This window comes from Streptomyces asoensis (assembly GCF_013085465.1).
GTDB classification, from domain to species: Bacteria; Actinomycetota; Actinomycetes; order Streptomycetales; family Streptomycetaceae; genus Streptomyces; species Streptomyces cacaoi_A.
In genome coordinates this window covers 7,154,384-7,173,289 of sequence record NZ_CP049838.1, presented here as the reverse complement: position 1 = coordinate 7,173,289, position 18,906 = coordinate 7,154,384, and the positions used below count along the sequence as shown (strand labels likewise).

At 72.1% G+C, this 18,906-nt stretch carries 17 protein-coding genes and 1 pseudogene; 5 read left to right on the top strand and 13 right to left on the bottom strand.

The annotated features are described in order from the left end of the window. Positions 1-30 precede the first annotated feature (30 nt). Complete coding sequence (locus G9272_RS32400) at positions 31-1,545, bottom strand: gamma-aminobutyraldehyde dehydrogenase (RefSeq protein WP_171399791.1); 1,515 nt, start codon at positions 1,543-1,545, stop codon at positions 31-33. A 222-nt stretch (positions 1,546-1,767) separates the two neighbouring features. Between G9272_RS32400 and G9272_RS32395 the strand changes: the two genes are divergently transcribed. Continuing rightward, the gene (locus tag G9272_RS32395) at positions 1,768-2,328 is read left to right on the top strand and encodes an NADAR family protein (RefSeq protein ID WP_171399790.1); all 561 of its coding nucleotides are present in this window, start codon (positions 1,768-1,770) and stop codon (positions 2,326-2,328) included. Between the two features lie 37 nt (positions 2,329-2,365). Here the strand turns inward: G9272_RS32395 and G9272_RS44805 are convergent, their stop codons facing one another. Next, positions 2,366-3,340 (bottom strand): DUF4190 domain-containing protein, encoded by a 975-nt coding sequence (locus tag G9272_RS44805; protein ID WP_216377842.1) that lies wholly within the window; start codon positions 3,338-3,340, stop codon positions 2,366-2,368. A 331-nt stretch (positions 3,341-3,671) separates the two neighbouring features. Between G9272_RS44805 and G9272_RS32385 the strand changes: the two genes are divergently transcribed. After that, positions 3,672-4,808 carry an adenosine deaminase gene (locus G9272_RS32385; protein WP_253268002.1) on the top strand — a complete coding sequence of 379 codons (1,137 nt, stop codon included), beginning with the start codon at positions 3,672-3,674 and terminating at the stop codon, positions 4,806-4,808. A 26-nt stretch (positions 4,809-4,834) separates the two neighbouring features. Beyond that, complete coding sequence (locus G9272_RS32380; RefSeq protein ID WP_171399789.1) at positions 4,835-5,521, top strand: glycerophosphodiester phosphodiesterase; 687 nt, start codon at positions 4,835-4,837, stop codon at positions 5,519-5,521. Positions 5,522-5,542: 21 nt separating this feature from the next. On the opposite strand, the gene G9272_RS32375 is transcribed toward G9272_RS32380, so the two are convergent. Beyond that, positions 5,543-6,136 (bottom strand): NADPH-dependent F420 reductase, encoded by a 594-nt coding sequence (locus tag G9272_RS32375; protein ID WP_171399788.1) that lies wholly within the window; start codon positions 6,134-6,136, stop codon positions 5,543-5,545. An 83-nt stretch (positions 6,137-6,219) separates the two neighbouring features. Between G9272_RS32375 and G9272_RS32370 the strand changes: the two genes are divergently transcribed. Further along, positions 6,220-6,579 carry a winged helix-turn-helix transcriptional regulator gene (locus tag G9272_RS32370; RefSeq protein WP_171399787.1) on the top strand — a complete coding sequence of 120 codons (360 nt, stop codon included), beginning with the start codon at positions 6,220-6,222 and terminating at the stop codon, positions 6,577-6,579. Here the strand turns inward: G9272_RS32370 and G9272_RS32365 are convergent. Continuing rightward, the gene (locus G9272_RS32365; protein ID WP_171399786.1) at positions 6,561-8,255 is read right to left on the bottom strand and encodes a sigma-70 family RNA polymerase sigma factor; all 1,695 of its coding nucleotides are present in this window, start codon (positions 8,253-8,255) and stop codon (positions 6,561-6,563) included. The two genes, G9272_RS32370 and G9272_RS32365, sit on opposite strands and share 19 nt — an antisense overlap. A 317-nt stretch (positions 8,256-8,572) precedes the next feature. Between G9272_RS32365 and G9272_RS32360 the strand changes: the two genes are divergently transcribed. Then, complete coding sequence (locus tag G9272_RS32360; protein ID WP_171399785.1) at positions 8,573-9,748, top strand: serine hydrolase domain-containing protein; 1,176 nt, start codon at positions 8,573-8,575, stop codon at positions 9,746-9,748. Between the two features lie 13 nt (positions 9,749-9,761). Here G9272_RS32360 and G9272_RS46455 read toward each other — a convergent pair. The 9 genes and pseudogenes from G9272_RS46455 to G9272_RS32310 form a co-directional block, all read right to left on the bottom strand. After that, positions 9,762-12,897, bottom strand: a pseudogene (locus tag G9272_RS46455) (TIR domain-containing protein). Next, the gene (locus G9272_RS32345; RefSeq protein WP_171399782.1) at positions 12,894-13,460 is read right to left on the bottom strand and encodes a hypothetical protein; all 567 of its coding nucleotides are present in this window, start codon (positions 13,458-13,460) and stop codon (positions 12,894-12,896) included. The pseudogene G9272_RS46455 and the gene G9272_RS32345 overlap by 4 nt, the downstream one beginning before the upstream one ends. Before the next feature lie 55 nt (positions 13,461-13,515). Beyond that, positions 13,516-14,529 carry a hypothetical protein gene (locus G9272_RS32340; protein ID WP_171399781.1) on the bottom strand — a complete coding sequence of 338 codons (1,014 nt, stop codon included), beginning with the start codon at positions 14,527-14,529 and terminating at the stop codon, positions 13,516-13,518. A gap of 194 nt (positions 14,530-14,723) precedes the next feature. Then, on the bottom strand, positions 14,724-15,251 hold the full coding sequence (locus tag G9272_RS32335; protein WP_253268001.1) for a hypothetical protein: 528 nt from the start codon (positions 15,249-15,251) through the stop codon (positions 14,724-14,726). Continuing rightward, a complete protein-coding gene (locus tag G9272_RS32330; protein WP_171399780.1) occupies positions 15,235-15,735 on the bottom strand; it encodes an RNA polymerase sigma factor in 501 nt (166 codons plus the stop codon). The genes G9272_RS32335 and G9272_RS32330 overlap by 17 nt, the downstream gene beginning before the upstream one ends. Continuing rightward, positions 15,732-16,352, bottom strand: a complete 621-nt coding sequence (locus G9272_RS32325; RefSeq protein ID WP_171399779.1) for a class F sortase — start codon at positions 16,350-16,352, stop codon at positions 15,732-15,734. Before G9272_RS32325 ends, G9272_RS32330 begins: the two co-directional genes overlap by 4 nt. Beyond that, on the bottom strand, positions 16,349-16,708 hold the full coding sequence (locus G9272_RS32320) for a Tat pathway signal sequence domain protein (protein ID WP_171402261.1): 360 nt from the start codon (positions 16,706-16,708) through the stop codon (positions 16,349-16,351). The genes G9272_RS32325 and G9272_RS32320 overlap by 4 nt, the downstream gene beginning before the upstream one ends. 169 nt (positions 16,709-16,877) lie before the next feature. Next, complete coding sequence (locus G9272_RS32315; protein ID WP_171399778.1) at positions 16,878-17,894, bottom strand: hypothetical protein; 1,017 nt, start codon at positions 17,892-17,894, stop codon at positions 16,878-16,880. A 35-nt stretch (positions 17,895-17,929) separates the two neighbouring features. Then, on the bottom strand, positions 17,930-18,775 hold the full coding sequence (locus tag G9272_RS32310; RefSeq protein WP_171399777.1) for an oxidoreductase: 846 nt from the start codon (positions 18,773-18,775) through the stop codon (positions 17,930-17,932). Positions 18,776-18,906 lie beyond the last annotated feature (131 nt).

Here is an 18,906-nt window from a genome sequence, read left to right as displayed (position 1 = left end):
GGCCGTGGTCGGCGGCCGGTCGTCGTCGCTCTAACAGTCCCCGAAGACAGTGCGGTGCCAGGGCTTGCGGGCCACCGCCGTGTTATCGAACATAACGTGCTTTACCTGTGTGTACTCCTCGAACGAGTACACGGACATGTCCTTGCCGAAGCCGGAGGCCTTGTAGCCGCCGTGGGGCATCTCGCTGATGATCGGGATGTGGTCGTTGACCCACACGCACCCGGCCTTGATCTCGCGCGTCGCCCGGTTCGCCCGGAAGACGTCCCGGCTCCACGCGGAGGCGGCCAGTCCGTACGGGGTGTCGTTGGCGAGCGCGATGCCCTCGTCGTCGCTGTCGAAGGGCAGCACCACCAGGACCGGGCCGAAGATCTCGGACTGGACGACCTCGCTGTCCTGCGCGGCGTCCGCGATCAGGGTGGGGCGATAGTACGCGCCGTTCTTGAGATCCCCCTGTGGAACCTCGCCGCCGGTCACCACGCGCGCGTAGGCACGCGCCCGGTCGACGAAGGCGGCGACCCGGTCGCGCTGGACGTGCGAGACCAGCGGGCCGAGGTCGGTGCCGGGGGCGAAGGGATCGCCGAGCCGGACGGTCTCCATCAGGGCGGCCGTCCGCTCGACGAACGCCTCGTAGAGGGGTCGCTGCACGTACGCACGCGTGGCGGCCGTGCAGTCCTGCCCGGTGTTGATGAGCGACCCCGCGACCGCTCCGTTGGCCGCGGCCTCCAGGTCGGCGTCGTCGAAGACGACGAAGGGCGCCTTGCCGCCCAGCTCCAGGTGGAGCCGCTTGACGGTCGCGGTGGCGACCTCGGCGACGCGCTTGCCGACGGCGGTGGAGCCGGTGAAGGAGGTCATGGCGACGTCGGGATGCCCGACGAGCCGCTCACCGGCCTCCTGTCCGGTCCCGGTGACGATGTTGATCACGCCGTCGGGGAGCCCGGCCTCCGTCGCCGCCTGGGCGAAGAGCAGCGAGGTGAGCGGGGTGAGCTCGGCGGGCTTGAGCACGACGGTGTTGCCCGCCGCGATCGCCGGGAGGATCTTCCAGGCGGCCATCTGGAGGGGGTAGTTCCAGGGCGCGATGGAGCCTACGACGCCGATGGGTTCACGGCGGACGTAGGAGGTGTGGTCGCCGGAGTACTCACCGGCGGACTGGCCCGCGAGGTGGCGGGCCGCGCCGGCGAAGAACGCGGTGTTGTCGATGGTGCCCGGCACGTCGAACTCGCGGGTCAGCTTCAGCGGCTTGCCGCACTGGAGGGACTCGGCGCGGGCGAACTCCTCGGCACGCTCGGCGAGGACGGCGGCGAACCGGTGCAGCGCGTCGGAGCGCTCGCCCGGCGTGCTGCCGGCCCAGCCCGGGAAGGCGGCGCGGGCGGCGGCGACCGCCGCGTCGACGTCGTCGGCGCCGGCCAGCTCGTAGGTGAAGACCTCCTCGCCGGTGGCGGGGTCGACCACGGAATGGGTCCGGCCGGATGTGCCGTGTCTGAGACGGCCCCCGATGTACTGAGCGCCGTCCGCGAAACGTTCCTGTGCGGGGAACCGGTCCTGCATGTCGCTCTCCTCCGCCTTCGCCCCGCTGTGCGCGGCGGCGGCTGGCGTAGCTCCAGCTTGATTTGATTGCCGATCCTGACAGAGCAAGGGCACTCCAACAAGGGATTCCGTTGTTGCCTTTTGGTTACGCGACGGAATCTGTCGACGGCGGGTCGACCAGGTGTCGAGTCGGAGCGGAAAAGGCGGGACGCACTGTCAGTGGCGCGTGCCACACTCGCGTGCATGGAGAAGATCGACTGCCGGGAGGCCCTGGTCAGGCAGGTCCAGGCCGGGGCGAGGATCAAGTATCTGCATTTCTGGGGGCACCGGCCGCGGCCCGACGGCCGACTGGGCTCGAGCTGTCTGAGCCAGTGGTGGCCGTCACCCTTCGTGGTCGACGGGGTCACCTATGCGACGGCCGAGCACTGGATGATGGCCGGGAAGGCCCGCCTCTTCGAGGACGCGGAAGCGGAGAAGCGGGCGCTGGCCGCGGCGTCCCCCGCCCAGGCGAAGAAGGAGGGGCGGCTGGTGCGCGGCTTCGACGAGGAGACCTGGCGGCGGGAGCGGTTCCGGATCGTGGTCGAGGGCAGCGTCCACAAGTTCGCCTCGACGCCCGGGCTGCGGGCGTTCCTGCTGAACACGGGCGAGAGGGTGCTGGTGGAGGCGAGCCCCGTGGACCGCGTGTGGGGCATCGGCCTGGCGGCGGACGACGAGGCGGCGATGGATCCGCAGCGCTGGCGGGGGCCGAACCTGCTGGGGTTCGCGCTGATGGAGGCCCGGGAGAGAGTGCGCGCGGCGGCCTGAGTCGCGGTCGTGGCCGCCGCCCGCGCCTGCCGGGGCCTCAGGGCTGCACGATCAGCAGCACGCCCAGTCCGATCGCGAGCACGATGCCCACGCTTCCGCAGATGATCCCGGCCAGCGCCTGACCGGGGTTCGAGGCCTCGCCCCGCCGGGCCTTCCCGCGCCCGACCGCGCCGAAGGTGATGCCGAGGATGCCGAGCACGACGGCCAGCGGCCACATGCAGAAGCCGACGGCCGAGACGATCCCGAGGACCATCCCGGCGATGCCCATGCCGTTGCTGTCCCCCGCCCCGCCGGGCCAGCCGTAGGGGCCCGGAGCGCCGCCCCCGTAGTGGGGCTGGGAGGGGTAGCCGTAGCCGCCCGGATACCCGTACGGGATCTGGCCGGGCCCGTGGGGCGCGAGGGGCGGCGGGGGGACCGTCCCGCCCGGGCCGGGAGGGGCGAAGGGGTTGACGGGGTGGACGGGCGGGCCACCGGCCGCCGCCGTGCCGGGGTGCGGCGGCGGGAAGGAACCGAGCGGGCCGCCGTTCACGGGCGGGTTCCCGAAGGGGGTGGCCCAGGGCTGCGGGGTGCCGTCCGCAGGCGGCGGGGGCACGGCGGGCAGCGCGGAGACCGTCCGCTGGTCGTGAACGCCCGGCGGCACCTGGTCCTGGGGGACGGGGGCAGGGGCTGGGGCGGGGGTCAGCGGTTCGTTCGCGGCGACGGTGTAGCCGGCCCCGCTCTGCGCGCTGTCGCCCGGGGCGGCCCAGGGGTTCGGCGCGGCCGGGAAACCGGCGGAGCCGGTACCGCTTTCCGTCGTACCCGTGCCCGTCGTACCCGTCGTACCCGTACCCGTCGTACCCGTGCCCGTCGTACCCGTACCCGTGCCCGTCGTACCCGTGCCCGTGTCCGTCGTGCCCTTGTCCAACGGCACCTTGGGAGCCGCGTCCTGCGGACCGTCCGGCCCGTCGGAAGCGGGCGCGGGCCACGGGTCTCGGGCGGCGTCACCGGCCGGAGTCGGCGCGTCGTCGGACATGCGTGGATCCCCTCTGTCGCCCTCTGCCCCGCGTTCCGCCAGGCGTTCGGTCTCGCGCGTACCGTCCCGCGCGTTCCCGCTTGCGTTCCGTCATCCGTACGCCGTTCCACCCTGCGTACGTTCCGTCATGCTACGGCCCGCGGCCGGTGCGTTGGGCGGCGGTCGGTGCGATGGGCGGTGATCGGTGCGATGGGGGCGGCCTGTGCCGGGAGCGAGGCCGACGGCCGTCTCCCGCCCGCTCCGCCTACGATGATCCCGACTCATCGATCAGCCGATCACCCACGTCCCGTCCGGCCCGCTCGGCCCGGGGCGCCGTCCCGGGGAGGACCCCATGACCGACCGCTTCGACGCATCCGCCGCAGTCCCCGGCTCCCCCGTCCAAGGCTCCCCCGTCTCCGGCGCACCCGCCGGTCCCACCGCGGCCGCCGCGGCAGGCGCCCGTGACGTGCACGCCTTCATCGCCGGGCTGCCCAAGGCCGAACTGCACGTCCACCACGTCGGCTCCGCCTCCCCGCGTATCGTCGCCGAGCTGGCCGCCCGGCACCCCGACTCCAAGGTGCCCACCGACCCCGAGGCGCTGGTCGACTACTTCACGTTCACCGACTTCGCCCACTTCATCGACGTGTACCTGTCCGTCGTGGACCTCATCCGCACCCCGGAGGACGTCCGGCTGCTGACGTACGAGGTCGCCCGGGACCTGGCCCGCCAGCAGGTGCGGTACGCCGAGCTGACCATCACCCCGTTCTCCTCGACCCGGCGCGGCATCGACGAGCTCGCCTTCATGGACGCCATCGAGGACGCCCGCAAGGCGGCCGAGGCGGAGTTCGGGACCGTGCTGCGCTGGTGCTTCGACATCCCCGGTGAGGCCGGCCTCGAGGCCGCCGAGGAGACGACGCGGCTCGCCACCGACGACCGGATCCGCCCCGAGGGGCTGGTGTCCTTCGGGCTCGGCGGGCCCGAGATCGGCGTACCGCGCCCGCAGTTCAAGCCCTACTTCGACCGGGCGATCGCCGCCGGGCTGCGGTCGGTGCCGCACGCCGGCGAGACCACAGGACCGCAGACGGTGTGGGACGCGCTGACCCACCTGCGCGCCGAGCGCATCGGCCACGGCACCAGCTCCGCGCAGGACGAGAAGCTGCTCGCGCACCTCGCCGAGCACCGCATCGCCCTGGAGGTGTGCCCGACCTCGAACATCGCCACGCGCGCGGTCCGCACCCTCGACGAGCACCCGATCAAGGAGTTCGTGAAGGCCGGCGTCCTGGTCACGATCAACTCCGACGACCCGCCCATGTTCGGCACCGACCTCGACAACGAGTACGCGGTCGCCGCCCGCCTCCTCGACCTCGACGAGCGGGGCCTCGCCGCCCTGGCCGGTAACGCGGTCGACGCGTCCTTCCTGGACGAAGCCGGCAAGGCCCGTATCAAGGACGAGATCGAGACCTACACGGCGGGCTGGCTCGCCCCCTGAGGACCGGCGGCCGCCACAATGGGCCCATGCGCAACGTGACTGCCGTGGCCCATCGCGGCGACCCCTACCGCTTCCGTGAGAACACCGTCGACTCGCTGCGTTCCGCGCTCGACCAGGGCGCGGACGCCGTCGAGTTCGACGTACGGCTCACCCGGGACGGCGTGCCCGTCCTGCTGCACGACGCGACGTTGAAGCGGCTGTGGGAGCAGGACCGGCCGCTGCTGTCGCTGTCCGCCGCCGAGGTGCGCGGGCTGACGGCCGGCGCGGTGCCGACCCTCGCGGAGGCGCTCGCGGCGACCGAGGGCAGCCGGCTGATGCTCGATCTGCCGGGGACGCGGGAGGTGCGCACGGCACGGCGGATCGTGGACGCCGTCCGCGAGGCCGGGGCGGCGGACCGGGTCTACTACTGCGCCGACGCCACCGCGATGCTGGCCGTGCGTGCCGCCGATCCGTCCGCCGAGATCGCCCTGACCTGCACCAGCCTGGCGCCGCCGCGGCCCGCGTTGCTCGACGCGGTGAAGCCGCGCTGGCTCAACTACCGCTTCTCCCTGGTGGACCGGGACCTGGCCGCCCGCGTCCACCACGACGGTCACCTGCTCTCCGTCTGGACCCCCGACACCCGCCGTTCCATGCGCCGGCTCATCGACCTGGGCGTCGACTCCATCACCACCAACCGGATCGAGGTGCTGACGGCCCTGCGCAAGCAGGGCTGACCGCGCGGACCGGTGGCAGGCCTAACCCGCCGCGTACGCCAGCGGCGGGGCGATCGCCTGGGCGTCCGCGCCCTCCCCCAGCCACAGCCGGATCAGCAGCGCCGCCGTCGCCTCCAGCAGACCGGCCCTGTCGAGTCCCCCCGCGTTCAGCGGCGCGCAGCCCAGGTCGCGGACGAGCCGGCGTACGACGGACAGGGCCGCTTCGTCGTCCCCGCACAGCGGGACCGCCAGGGGGCGGCCGTCGAAGACGGGCGGGTTCAGGCGCCAGACGTCGACGTGGCACAGGTTGAAGGTCTTCACGACGTGCGTGGTGGGCGCGGCGGCCGCGATGCGTTCGGCCGCCGACGGGCCGGCCGCCGTGAGCAGGCCGAAATCCGGGCCCACCGGATTGGTGCAGTCGATCAACACCCGTCCGCGCAAGGCTTTCTCCAGCCCGCCGACCATCTCGACCACTGCCTCGTACGGCACCGCGAGCAGCACCGCGTCCGTCCCGGCCTCCGCCGCCTCCCGCAGCCCTCCCGAGCGGCCGCCGACGACCACCTCGTGTCCGGCCCGCCGCCACTGGGTGCCCAGCGCATCCGCCATTGCGCCCGTACCGAGAATTCCCACGCGCATGATTCCTCCTCCTGCTGTGCCACGGATCTCCGCTCCACGGATCTCCCACGACAGTAGGAAGCCGTTCAGGCACCATTCGGTACGTGGACACCGACCTCGCGTTCCTCGCCGACTGCCGGACCCGGCTCGCGTTCGACCTCGTCTCCCACACCTGGAACCCGGTGGTGATCTGGGCCCTCAAGGACGGGCCCGGACGCCCCGGTGAGCTGCGGGCACGCATCGGCGGAATCAGCCAGAAGGTACTGACGGAGACGCTGCGCAGACTGGAGTCCAACGGGCTCGTCACGCGACAGGCGTACGGCGGGTCGCCGCCGCGGGTGGAGTACGAACTCACCGCCCTGGGACGGACGTTGCTCCCGCCGATCCAGGCCTTCGGCGTCTGGGCGCATGACCACGGGGACGAGGTGACCGAGGCCCAGGACCGCTACACGCGCGAGGCCTGAGGGACCGTCGCCGGGTCGGCCGGCGTCTCGCGGGTGACGTACTGCGGGACCGGTGTGTCGTCCTCGCCGGTGTCACGGACCAGGCCGTAGCGCTTTGCGCCCTGGCCGGGGCCGCTCGTGACGTCCTTCTCCACGGCGTCCCAGGTCGTCGGGAACACGTTGAGGCCGTAGTCGGCGCCCCTCTCGTTCACGGTGAGGGTGACGCTGCCGGCGAGGTAGAAGTACTCGTTCTGCCACATCTGCTGGGTGCCGGACGGCAGGACGATGTAGCCGGTGGCCGTGCTGCCCATGCCGGTGGCGGTGGCGTCCGTGGCGCTGACGGGGTCGTCCATGCGGCGGCCGCCGCCGGAGGCCACATGGAAGAGCTTGCCCTTCAGCCCCGTCCAGCTCGGCATCACCAGGGCGCCGGACCGGTACTGCGGCGATATCTGCCAGCGCACGAGGACATAGCCCTGGCCGCTGAGCGTCACACCGTCCCCGCGGTGGTTCATGGTGGCGTGCGCGCCGCCGCTGCTGGTGACGCCGGACGCGGGCCGCTCCGGCAGGGCGGCGGGTGGCGTGTGCGGGCCGGGCGCACTGTCGACGGCGTCGACGACACTCCCGTACCGGGCCGTCCGCCGCTCGCTCGCCGACGGTGAGGGGGACAGCGACGGGGAAACCGAGCGGGAAGCGGCGGGGCCGGGCGCGGACGGTGCGGTGGCGGGTGTGCTCGCCGCCGTGGGGACCACGGCGGCGCGTGCGGGCGGGTCGTCGGGGGTCTGCACGACGACATAGGCGCCGCCCGCGGCGAGTGTCGCGCCGGCCGTGACCGCGACGGCCGGCTTGCTGAGCGCGGTCAGCACCTTCGCGGACCAGCCGGCGGAGGCCGTGCCGGTGGCCGCGGCGGCCGTCTTGCCGCCGAGGGCCAGCGAGATCGTGAAGCCGGCCGGCACCGGGACCAGCGCGATCCCGACGAGCAGCCGTTCCGCCGGTACGACGGACTCACGGGTGTCGCCGCAGTAGCCGCAGCCGCGGATGTGCCGGGCCAGCCGCTTGCGCCACACGGAGTCCGGCCGGCCGTTCCAGCGGGTGCTCAGTTCGCGCAGGTCGGGGCAGGCGCCGTCGAGGGCGCGCACGATGCCCCGGGAGACCTCCAGTCGCTCCTTCACCCGCTGGACGCGCACGGCGGCGTGCTGCCGGCTGATGCCGACGGCCGCGGCCAGCTCGCGTCGGGTGAGCTCGCCCGCGACCTCCAGCCACCACAGGGACAGCAGTTGCCGGTCCTCGTCGTCGAGCCAGCGTGCCGCCTCCGCGACCTCGCGCCGCTGCCCCTCCAACTGGAGCCGGAGCACGGTGAGTTCGGCGAAGTCGGCGGCTTCGCCGGGCGGCACGCTCTCGTCGAGGCGCTGCGGTGTCCTGCGGCGCGCGCGGTCCCGGATCTGCCGCATGGCGATCGCGACCAGCCAGGAGCGGAAGCTGTCGGGGTCGCGCAGCGAGCCGAGGTTGTCGACGGCGCGCAGCATGGTCTCCTGCACGACGTCGTCGACGTCGGCGTGGCCGTTCAGGGCGCGGCCGACGATGTTGTAGACCAGCGGCAGCCAGCCCGCCACCAACTCGTCCAGCGCGCGCCGGTCGCCGGCCTGTGCGTCGGCGATGGTGGCCCGCCAGTGCCGGCCGGCCTCGGCGTACGTCCTCATGCCCGCACCCTCTCAGCCGGGACCCCGCTGTTGGCAATGTCGGAGATCACATCCAGGGAGACGGCCGGGACGGCCCACGGATAACACTTTTCGCCACCCGGACCAGCACCCGGTCCACACCCGGTCCAGCACCCGTAGGGGGATTCCCGGGCAACTCCCCTAGCGCGCACGGTAGTTGCTCAGGGTTTCACCAGGGTCGGGCACCCTCCTCGGCGACGATCCGCGGCGGCCGCACCCCGGCGGAAGATCGTGTCGAATCCTCCGGCCCCCTTCTCCTCCGGCCCCCTTCCTCCGCCCCCTCCCTCTGGAGCCCCCGTATGCACGCTCGCCGTCGCACCGCCGTCCTCGCCACCTCCCTGGTGGCCGTCCTCGCCGCGGGCCCGCTGGCCGCGCCCGCCTTCGCGGCGCCCGCGCCGACCTCGGCCTCGACTCCGGCCTCGACCTCGGCCCACCCCGCGCACGCCCTCGCCGTCGAAGCCCTGACCGCCGCGCTCACCGGACTCCCGGACCAGGACGCGACCGCCGCCCTCGTCCGGGTCGGCGGCACCGACGGCACCTGGCGCGGCAGCGCGGGCGTGCACGACCTGCCGAGCGCCGCGCCGGCCGACCCCGACGCCCGCTTCCGGGCCGGTTCGACGACGAAGGTGGTGACGGCGGCGGCCGTCCTGCGCCTGGCGGCCGAGCGGAGTATCGACCTGAACACGCCGATCCAGCACTACCTGCCCGGCCTGCTCGGCGGGCAGTTCCGGCCGATCACCGTACGGCAGCTGCTCAACCACACCAGCGGCATCCCGGCGGGCGACGGCCTCGGGGACACCTTCGAGGAGGTGTACGCGCACCGCTTCGACACGCTCACACCGCAGCAGGTCGTGGCCTCGGCGGCGGCGAAGAAGCCGGAGTTCCGCCCGGGCACGCAACAGCACTACCTGAACATCAACTACACGATCCTGGGCCTGCTGATCGAGAAGGTGACCGGCCGCTCGTACGCCTCGGAAACCAACCGGCTCGTCCTGAGGCCCGCCGGCATGCGGGACACGTACTTCCCCGGTACCGACCCGCGCATCGCCGGCCCGCACAACCGCGGCTACCAGGCGGCGAAGAAGGCGGACGGGACGACGGAGCTCGTGGACGTCACCGAGTGGAACCAGGCGGACCGGTTCGCGGCAGGCGACATGATCTCCACCACCGCCGACCTGGAGCGCCTCCTCACCTCCCTCTTCCGGGGCCGCCTCGTGCCGGGGCCCCAACTGCGGGAGATGTTCACGCTCCCGGCGCACATCGACGGCGCCACCTACAGCGCGGGCCTCCAGCGCTTCGTGTACGAGGGGAAGGTCTACTGGCTCAAGTCGGGCGCCCGGTACGGCTACAGCGCGCTGATCGCCGGCACCCGCGACCTCAGCCGCACCCTCGTCTACTCGGTCAACTCCACGGACGCGAAGGGCGAGGACATGAACCCGGTGGCCCAGCGCATCGCCATGGCCGCACTCAAGTGACGGCGCGCGGGCCCTACTCCAGCGGGTCCGCCGACGGCACGTTGCGCACTCCCTTCAGATGACCGTCCAGTTCTCCCGGCTCGAACCGGCACATGCCCACCACGTGCCAGAACTCGCCGGTGACGTCCCCCTCGTACTTGTAGCCGCCGGACGGCGCGAGCGCCGCCCAGCCCCCCGGCAGTCCGACCAGGGTGGCGCGCAGCGCGGCCGGACCGTCGGCAGGGACTTCCCAGAGCCGAACTGTGCCGTCCTCGCCGCCGCTCGCCAGCCGGGCGCCGTCCGGGCTGAAGGCGACCGCCAGCACACGGCCGGTGTGGCCGGTCAGCGCGGCGAGCTCACGGCCCGTGCGGGCGTCCCAGAGGCGGACGGTCCGGTCGTCGCCGGCGGTCGCCAGCAGCGGGCGGCGCGGATGGGCGGCGGCCGTCCACACCTTGCCGGTGTGGCCGGTGAGCCGGTGCGCGGCCGTGCCGTCCCGCCAGATCACCACTCGGCCGTCCCACGAGGCGCTGGCCAGCCAGGAGCCGTCGGCCGCGAACGCCACGGCGTACACCCGGTCGGCGTGCCCCTCGAGGACGGCGGTGACCCGGCGTCGGGCCAGGTCCCAGACGCGTACCTTGCGGTCGTCGCAGCCGGTCGCCAGGACCGCGTCGAGGGCGACCGGCCAGACACCGCTCTCGTGAACGCGGAGCACCTGACGGCACGCGCCGGACACCGGGTCCCACAGCCGTACCGTGCCATCGGCGCTGCCGGTGGCCAGCACCCGCTCGCGGAACTTGACGGCGTACACGCGGGCGGTGTGGCCCTGGAGGGTACGCAGGACGGTGCCGGTGGCGGCGTCGCAGACCAGCACCCCGCCGTCCTCGCCGCCGACGGCGAGGAGTTCGCCGTCCGGGCTCCAGGAGAGGGGTTCGGGCAGCCGGCTGGTGCGCATGTCGAAGCCGTACGGCACACCGACCGCGGAGGGCCGGAAGCCGAAGTCGACGGCCATGCCGGGCGCGAACGCGGCAGTGGCCAGTTCCGGGGTGCCCGGCAGCCCTGGTCCGGTGGTCGCGCCGATGAGCGCTGCCCGCCGCCAGTGGCCGCCCCCGACCCTGGCGCCGGTCAGGTCGGTGCGGATCAGCCGGGCCCGCCGCATGTCGGCCCCGCGCAGGTCGGCGCCGGTCAGGTCGGCACCGTCGAGCCGGGCGCCGGCCAGCCGGGCATCGCGCAGAACGGCACCCGAGAGGTCGGCGCCGATGAGAAGCGCGTCGGTGAGGTCGGCGCGAGTGAGGTCGACGCCGGAGAAGTCACGGTAGGACAGATCCTCCCCGGCGAGAACAACGCCCCGCAGGTCGGTGTGGGCGGGCACCCGCAGCCGGGCGAGGATCTTCACGGCGTTGGCGCGGGACACGTCCGCGCCCTCGAGGTCCCCGGCACCCAGCGCCTGCTCGGCCCACTCCTGGCAGGCCCGAGGGTCGGCCAGATCGCACAGGAACTCGACGGCGAGCAGGCCCAGTCGGCTACGGCTGTGCGGCGCGCGGCTCGGGTTCGGGGGCCGTGCCGATGCCCGGAGCGCCGTCGGCGGTCCCGGTGCCGCCGGCGGTCCCGGTGCCGCCGGGGGTACCGGTGCCGCCGGCGGTCCCGGTGCCGCCGGGGGTACCGGGGGCGAAGGCCCGGTGGGCCCGCCGCCACTCGACGCGACTGCGGCGCGGCTCGCCAGGACCCGGCCAGGCCGCGAGCCCGTCGCGGCCCATGCGCAGCAGGATGTGCCGGGCGGGTCCGTCGGCGCAGAGCAACGGCAGTTCGCCGGAGGGGGTGGACAGGGCGGCCTGCGCGCCGGGGCCGGTCGGGCCGTGCAGCAGCAGATGCAACCGGGGCGCGGTCAGCCGGGCCAGCACGTCGGTGTCGCCCAGCGGCCCCGGGCCGTCCTGGGTGGCACCGCGCGGCACAGCGGCCCGGGCGGCTGCGGGAGCGTGCCGGAGCGCACCGATGCGCAGCCACCCCTCCTCCTCGTACGGCCGCAGTGCCTGCGCGAACCAGGCAGCCTGATCCGGCCCGACCCAGCCGTACTGGTCGTCGGGCCGATGGCTGTACGCCATGGAGGAGTTGAGCCCGGCGACGACCGTGTGCAGTTCGGGCACCGGGAAGAGCGTCCATGGCTGATCACTGTCGAAGACGGTGTCGAGGCCCTGGTAGAGCTCTTGGAACAGCCGTGCGGAGTGCCGCCACTTGGGCCAGTAGGGCGGCCGGGGCGGCATCTCGTCGGCCTCGCAGGTATTGAAGTAGGCCCGGCAGGCAGCCTGGTTGACGTCGTGGCCGCCGGGGACCAGGGCGACCCGGTGCGGTTCGAGGCCGAGCAGCGCCCGCAGTCCGGTGAGGAAGGCCAGCGCCCGGTCGAACTCGCGGGGGCTGCCGGAGGCAGTGAGGTCGCCGGTGACGACCAACAGATCGGGCGAGGGTGCCCCGGCGTCGGTGAGCTCGACGAGATCGCCCCAGATCGCGGCCTGTAATTCGGCAGGATCCTGACCGCGGCCGAAGGAGGGCCCGGCCAGGTGCAGCACGGTGACCGCCTCGCGGGTCGCCGGGTCCCCCCAGACCCTCGGGTACGCCGGCGGCGCGGCGGGCCTGCGCCGTCCGGCCCAGCCGGGCCTCCCGAGCGGTCGGCCGGAGGCGGGGGCGGGCGGAACGGCGGGCGCGACCGGCACGGCGGGGGTGGGCGAGAACGGGCCGCTGCCGGGGTAGCCGGGACGCAGGCTGGGCCGGGCCCGCCCGTCGAGGGCCTGCCGGACCCGGGTGAGGAGCAGGTCACGAGCGGCGGACGCGTCGGCCACCGGCACCAGGTCGACGTAGGTGATGGTGGCGAGCAGCCCCTCCACCGAGATGTCCTCGACGCGGACCGTGAGCAGTCGCCGCTCCGGAGCGTCCGGGTCGGCCCGCAGCGCGGCCTGCCACTCCATACGGCAGTAGGAGGACCGCTCGTAGTTACGTGAGAGGACGGCGATGACGGCCACCGACTCGCTGACCCCGCGGTCCATGAAGTCCACGAAGCTGGTGCCCGGAACGAAGTCCCACGCCTGGAGGACGGTCCGGTAGCCGACTTCCTCCAGCGTCCAGGCGATCCAGGACGCCCAGCGTTCGTCGGCGGGCGAGTAGCTGACGAAGAAGTTCATCGGACCTGTGTGGCGATGCGTTCGATCAGAGCCCGCGCATCGTCGGCCGAACACGTCTCACGCGGTAGGTCACTGCCCTGATAGCCGCCCACCGAGCCGAGGACGAGGTTGTCGAGGCCCTCACGCTGTTCGCCCAGGACGAGAGTCGCCGTGAAACCCCGGTGACCGCTGCGGTGAAACCGACCCGACGAAAGCCGATAGATCTGTCCGGCCTGGATCTCCTGCCGTTCTCTGCGCGCACAGGTGACCAGCCGCCCCGTTTCCTGGAATTCGTCGACCCGGCCCCTGCTGGTCACGACGTAGAGGGCGAATTCCGGGCGCTCGCCCTCGTCTCGGACGCTCATGACATCATTGAGTATCGTGCCGCAGATCACATAACTCCACAGATCCCAGCTGTGCGCATGGATGATGGGAGACGATTTTTCTTCGCTCCATGGCCAGACATGCAAGCAAAGACCTAGTCCACCTTTTCGCCACAGCGGCATGCAGACGAAGTCGAGTGGATGCAGGACAACCGCTCCGGGAAGTTGTTCGGAATCGATTCTCGGCAGTATCGTCCGCACCCATCCTTGGATGGTCCGGACACAGCCGTCACTCAGGGCTTTAACGACTTCACGTTCACGCATATGGATTCTGGGCATTGATCGCTTGCCTGATGATGAGTTTGACATCGTCGTCGGTGACGTGATCGGGGAGATCCAAATCCAGCCTGGTAAAGAGCTCTCGCGTCTCGGCCGGCGTGGGGTCCTCGCTCAACCTTGGCGCGTCCCCCAGAGGGACCTTGTGCGACTGATCGAAGTGTTCATCCAGCTCATTGCGCCAATAGTCGTAATAGAAGCGCCCTTCTCTGATCATCATCGCGGGGAACCGGGGCCCGCGCTCCGTTATGAACAGACAATTCTGCGTCATGTCCCAGCGGAAAAGGGTCACGGTCGACGAAAGGGCAACCTCGATCCTGAGCGGTGGGTAGTTCTGTTTCCACCAACAAGCCGAGAAAATCGTCGCGTACAGCTCCAACTGAGTCCCTTCGCCGGTCCATGTCTGCTCGTCCTCGTTGGGATCCGACATGCCGTGGCGAAAGAAGTTCGCGTAGCGGTCGCAGAGCGTCAGGCTGCGCGGATCGAGAATTTCCAGGCGGACGTTCAGGGAACGACGAGCCCGCCGAGCCCGCTGGATGCACTCCGGGAGCACCACGGCCCTGACGAACGTCGCGGTACCGCCGCGGAATATCCATTCCCTGGCGTCGACCCGCGCCTCCGTCAGAGACTGCGTGATCTCATTCCCCCGGAGGATTCTGATGGCGGACTCCTCGTCCAGGGTCGCCCTGAAGTCCGTGACCATCTCGTCGATCTGGCTGAGCCGCCCGATGTGTCGCGGCAGTTCGTCCAACGACTGCTGGGCCGAACGTAATCTTGCGCGGGCATCGGGCTCTGCGCCGAAGTCCCACCTGTTGCGCAATACCGAAAGTGCCAGAGCGGCGAGAGTTGCCAGGATCGCGCTGTTGACCACGGCAGCCGAGACGGAACCGGTAATCCCCAGAATACCGACGATCACCGCCATGACGAGTGCGATGAGCGCCTCGGCGTTCGCGCCCAGCCAACGGAAAACCGCCCGCGTCCGCACAGAAGTCACCCTCCCCCTCCGCCCTGCCGACCCTGTGTCGCGATACCTGCACCGTGCGCCACGGCGCATCATTACCCGCGCAAGTAGAGACCAAACGGCGGAACCGGGCGTAAAAAGCGCGATCCTCGCCCTGGATCGTCTGACGGAGCAATCACCGGATCAAGGGCAACCGCACGTCGAGGGCTGCGGTGCGTATGGCGATCTCAACGGCCCGCACTCGACGCCGACGGCGCGACGGACGGGGTGGACTGCTCCACCGAGGACCTGCTCGGTTCGCTCGCCGTGGTCGGTTCCGGCGACTCGTTACGGTCGTCGCGGCCGATGGTCGGGACAGCGGTGGCGGCGCGGGCAGTCGGCGTCCGTGGATCCGGGGCCGGGGTCGCGGCCCCCTCGGTAGGGAGCTCGGTGGCCGGTACGGGCGAGGTCGACGGCGGGGGCACGGTCGACGGGCCGCTCACCGGCGGCGGGGCGAGCGGGACCGCCGGGCGCGCGGGTGCGTCGGACGCCGTCAGGTGCAGCGGCAGCAGGACGGCGAGCGCGGCGATCCCGCAGGTCGCGCCGACCCCGGCCGCGGTACGCAGCAGCCGGCGGCGGATCGCGCCGCGGCGGATCTCCTCGTAGCGTCCGGGCGGTGGGCCGAGGTGGCCCGGGACGGGCCCCAGGATGACGGTGAGGGGGTCGTCGGGGTCGAGGTCCGGGCCGTCGTCGAAGTCGTCAGCGGGTGTGATCAAGGCTTCTCCTCAGGTGGGCGCGGAGCAGTTCGCGGGCCGCGTGCAGGTCGGCCTTGACGGTTCCTTCCTTGCGCCCGGTCAGCACGGCCACCTCCCGGATCGGCATGTCAGCGTAGTAGTGCAGCAGGATCGGGACGCGCAGCCGGTCGGGCAGGGACTGCACGAGCAGCCGCACCGAGGGGTCGGCCTGCTCGGCGGGCGGGGCGACGGCGGCCTCGACGGTGGCCCGGCGCAGGGCCCGGCGCTCGCGTTCGAGCTTGCGCCAGTGGTCGCGGACCAGGTTGGCGGCGGTGACGAAGAGAAAGCCCTGGGGCTCCGCCACGGCCGTCCAGCGGGCCCAGAGCCGGGTGAACGCCTCCGAGGCGATCTCGTGCGCCGTCTCGTCGTCGTCGACGAGACGGCGGCACCAGCCGGCGAGGCGCGGGTAGAGGGCGGCGAACAACGCGGACGCCGCCCTCTCACGGGACCGAGCAGGCCGTTTCAACGTTCTCCCGCGGGAGTCAGGGCGGCGAAGACGATCACGTTGTCGCGGTATCCGTCGCCGGTACGCGGGCCGCCGCACGTGATGAGACGCAGTTCGGGGCGGTCCACGTTCCCGTAGACCTCCTCGGTCGGGAACTCCGCCTTGTCGACGGTCGTCACCTCGGTGACGGCGAACTCGGCCGTCGTGCCGTTCTCCAGACGCGCCCCGATCCGGTCGCCCCGGCGCAGCCGGTCGAGGTGCCGGAAGACGCCGTCCCCGTACGTGCCGACCGTGACATGGGCGAGGATCACCGACGGTCCGGTCTGTCCCGGTGTCGGCGAGTTCTCGTACCATCCCGCCCGGTCGTGCTCCTCGACGGGAGGCACCCGCACGCTGCCGTCGGCGGCCAGCCCCAGCCGCATGACCGGGGTGTCGACCCCGATGGCCGGAATCCGCAGCCCGACCGGCACCGAGCGCGCGAGGGGATGCGCCACCCGGACGGAGGGGGCCGAGGAGGTGCCCGGCGTACGTGCGGCGGCGCCCGGGGCAGCCGGGTCGGCCGGGTCGCCGGCACAGCCCGCGACCAGCGGCGCCGCCAGGGCCGAGAGGATCAGGGCGCGCCTGGAGAGCGGGCTCATGCGCCGGTCGCCCTCCGGCGCCGTACGACGTAGAAGCCCGTGCCGGCCGCCGCGAACACCGCGGCCGCGCTGCCGCCGATCAGCCCGCCATGCCCCTCGGAGGGCTCGCCGACCCCGGTGTCGGCCCCACCCCGCGGCACGACGCTGACCTGGCTCGGAACGGCGGACGGAGCGGTACCGGCCTCGGTCGGTGCCGGGACCGGGGTCGCGTCGCTGCCGGCCTCGGTGGGGGACGCGGTCCGGTCCGCGGTGGAGGGGACGGGCGTCGGCGTCCCGCCGTCGGCCAGCGCGGGCGCCGCGCCCACCAACAGGGCGGTGCCCGCAACTACCAGGGCGGCGAGGCCCGTTCGCGGCATGAGTCGCATGAATCGCTCTCTTTCATCGGTCCGTTGACGGATCGAGCGAAGAGACGAGACAGCCGGGCAACGGGTTGTAAAGAACTGGCAAAGTCACGCTTGGGCACCGGACACCAAGGTCAGCACGGGTCTTCCACGCGCCGGACTGCGTCCGGCCGGCCCGGCGGGGTCATGGTGTGCGGGTGCGCCGTGTGATCCGGACGAGGTGTTCCGTCTGGGCGTCGACGGACTGGGGGCCGTTGCCGGTCAGCAGAGTGTGCTCGTCGTCCCAGACGACTTTGGCGGCGGCGGGGTTCAGGGTGAGACCGACGTCGTACCCGGCCGCGTCCAGGGCGACGTCGACGTAGTAGGGCAGGCGGGTGGCTTCGCCGGGCACCTTGGGGTACTGCATTTCCAGCATCATGCGCTCGCCGTGGCGGGGGACGGTGGTGACGCGTGCGCCTTTGAACCGGTGCTGCTCATCGGTGGTGACGGTGCCTTCGTCATCGACGCGGTAGCGGGCGGAGGTCAACGCGACGGGCGCGTGGCAGATGAGGGAGATGGGCACGGCACTCTCCCGGAGGGTGTGCAGCAGCTCGCCCATCCACGGGTTGTCGTGGAAGTCGACCATGGGCGCGTGTCCGCCGGGCATGTGGACGAACGCGAGGCCGTCGAGGGAGAAGTCGTCGCCCGGGTCGCGGTGCCGGCGGATCAGGTCGGCGATCGAGTGATAGTGGTGCTGTGGCAGGGATTCGAAGCTCGCGACGACGTCGTCCCTGATGGAGGCGGCCTCACGGTCGGTTCTGGGCAGGGGCTGGGAGACCGGGATGCGTCCGAGGTGCCGTCGCGCAAGGGCCAGTTCGGCGTTACGGCGTTCCAGCAGGGCGGGGTTCTTGGCGCGCATCGTCTGGGGGCTGGAGTGCTTTGCCGCGCTCTGGATGGTGGTGCGGGCGGTGGCGCTGCCCAGGTTGCCTGCGGCGTGGAAGTTGAGGGCGAGTCCGTTGATGTCGAGCTGGGGCGGGTTGCCGTCGGGAGTGGCGAGTATGAAGTCGTAGTCGTACTCGAACGCGGCCATGACCGCGGCGAGTTCGACCAGGAAGAAGCCGGTGGGGATCCCCGGGTGGCCGGCCGGTCTGCTCAGCGGCAGAGTCCGGGCGGAGGACAGGACGAACAGGGCTCGAGGGCGGGGCTCGGCGGGACTGGACACCAGAGGGCCTTTCCTTCTGTTGATGGAGCCGAGGGTCAGGCCGGTACCCCGGAGCCGCGCTTGATGAGTGCGTCGAAGGCGCGGGCGGGCAGGAGCCGGCTGAGCAGAATCAGCGGGCCGGCGCCGAAGCCGACGCGGTAGCGGATGCGCGGGCGGCGGGCCGTGGCGGCCTTGGCCACCGCGTCCGCGATCACGGAAGGGGGAGAGGTCATCCGAGCCCCCTCCCTGGAGCTGCTCTCCAGGGATTTGGCCATGGCCTCGGCCTGCTCGGCGTAGGGGCCGTGGCCGGAGACGGCGCGCAGCTTGTCGGCCGCGATGGCGCCCCACTCGGTGTGGATCGAGCCGGGCTCGATGAGGACGACGTCGACGCCGAACCGCTTCAGTTCGAGCCGGAGTGCGTCGCTGAGCCCTTCCACGGCGAACTTGCTTGCGTGGTACCAGACACCCATCGGGGTGGCGAAGCGCCCGCCCATGGAGCTGATGTTGACGATCGTGCCGCTGCGCTGGGCACGCATGTGGGGCAGTACGAGCTGGGTGAGGTGGGCCAGGCCGAAGAGGTTGACGTCGATCTGGGCCCGGGCCTCGTCCAGGGGTACGTCCTCCAGAGCTCCGTAGGAGCCGTATCCGGCGTTGTTGACCAGGACGTCGATACGCCCCTCGTCCTCGATGATCCTGTCGATCGCGGACTTCGCCGACATGCCGTCGGTGACGTCCAGGGGCAGTGTGCGTACGCCCGCGGCGGCGAGCGCGCCCATGCGGTCGACGCGCCGCGCGGCGCCGTAGACGATGAATCCCGCCTTCAGTAACCGGAGTGCGGTGGACTCACCGATCCCGGAGGAGGCGCCTGTGACCAGCGCAACCTTGTTCGCCTTGTTCGGCATGAGAGTTCCCTTGTTCGTGGCAGGCCCGCCGTGCGGGCCGCCGGCCGGGTGGGCTTCGCATTGCCACAAACATAAGAGACCGACGGTCTGAACACAAGAGGACGGCGGTCTCTAATCAAGAGACTGCCAGT

Excerpts from the sequence above, each read along its gene's own strand:
- G9272_RS32400 (WP_171399791.1), bottom strand. The coding sequence starts at position 1,545 with ATGCAGGACCGGTTCCCCGCACAGGAACGTTTCGCGGACGGCGCTCAG.
- G9272_RS32395 (WP_171399790.1), top strand. The coding sequence starts at position 1,768 with ATGGAGAAGATCGACTGCCGGGAGGCCCTGGTCAGGCAGGTCCAGGCC.
- G9272_RS44805 (WP_216377842.1), bottom strand. The coding sequence starts at position 3,340 with ATGTCCGACGACGCGCCGACTCCGGCCGGTGACGCCGCCCGAGACCCG.
- G9272_RS32385 (WP_253268002.1), top strand. The coding sequence starts at position 3,672 with ATGACCGACCGCTTCGACGCATCCGCCGCAGTCCCCGGCTCCCCCGTC.
- G9272_RS32380 (WP_171399789.1), top strand. The coding sequence starts at position 4,835 with ATGCGCAACGTGACTGCCGTGGCCCATCGCGGCGACCCCTACCGCTTC.
- G9272_RS32375 (WP_171399788.1), bottom strand. The coding sequence starts at position 6,136 with ATGCGCGTGGGAATTCTCGGTACGGGCGCAATGGCGGATGCGCTGGGC.
- G9272_RS32365 (WP_171399786.1), bottom strand. The coding sequence starts at position 8,255 with ATGAGGACGTACGCCGAGGCCGGCCGGCACTGGCGGGCCACCATCGCC.
- G9272_RS32360 (WP_171399785.1), top strand. The coding sequence starts at position 8,573 with ATGCACGCTCGCCGTCGCACCGCCGTCCTCGCCACCTCCCTGGTGGCC.
- G9272_RS32325 (WP_171399779.1), bottom strand. The coding sequence starts at position 16,352 with ATGAGCCCGCTCTCCAGGCGCGCCCTGATCCTCTCGGCCCTGGCGGCG.
- G9272_RS32320 (WP_171402261.1), bottom strand. The coding sequence starts at position 16,708 with ATGCCGCGAACGGGCCTCGCCGCCCTGGTAGTTGCGGGCACCGCCCTG.
- G9272_RS32310 (WP_171399777.1), bottom strand. The coding sequence starts at position 18,775 with ATGCCGAACAAGGCGAACAAGGTTGCGCTGGTCACAGGCGCCTCCTCC.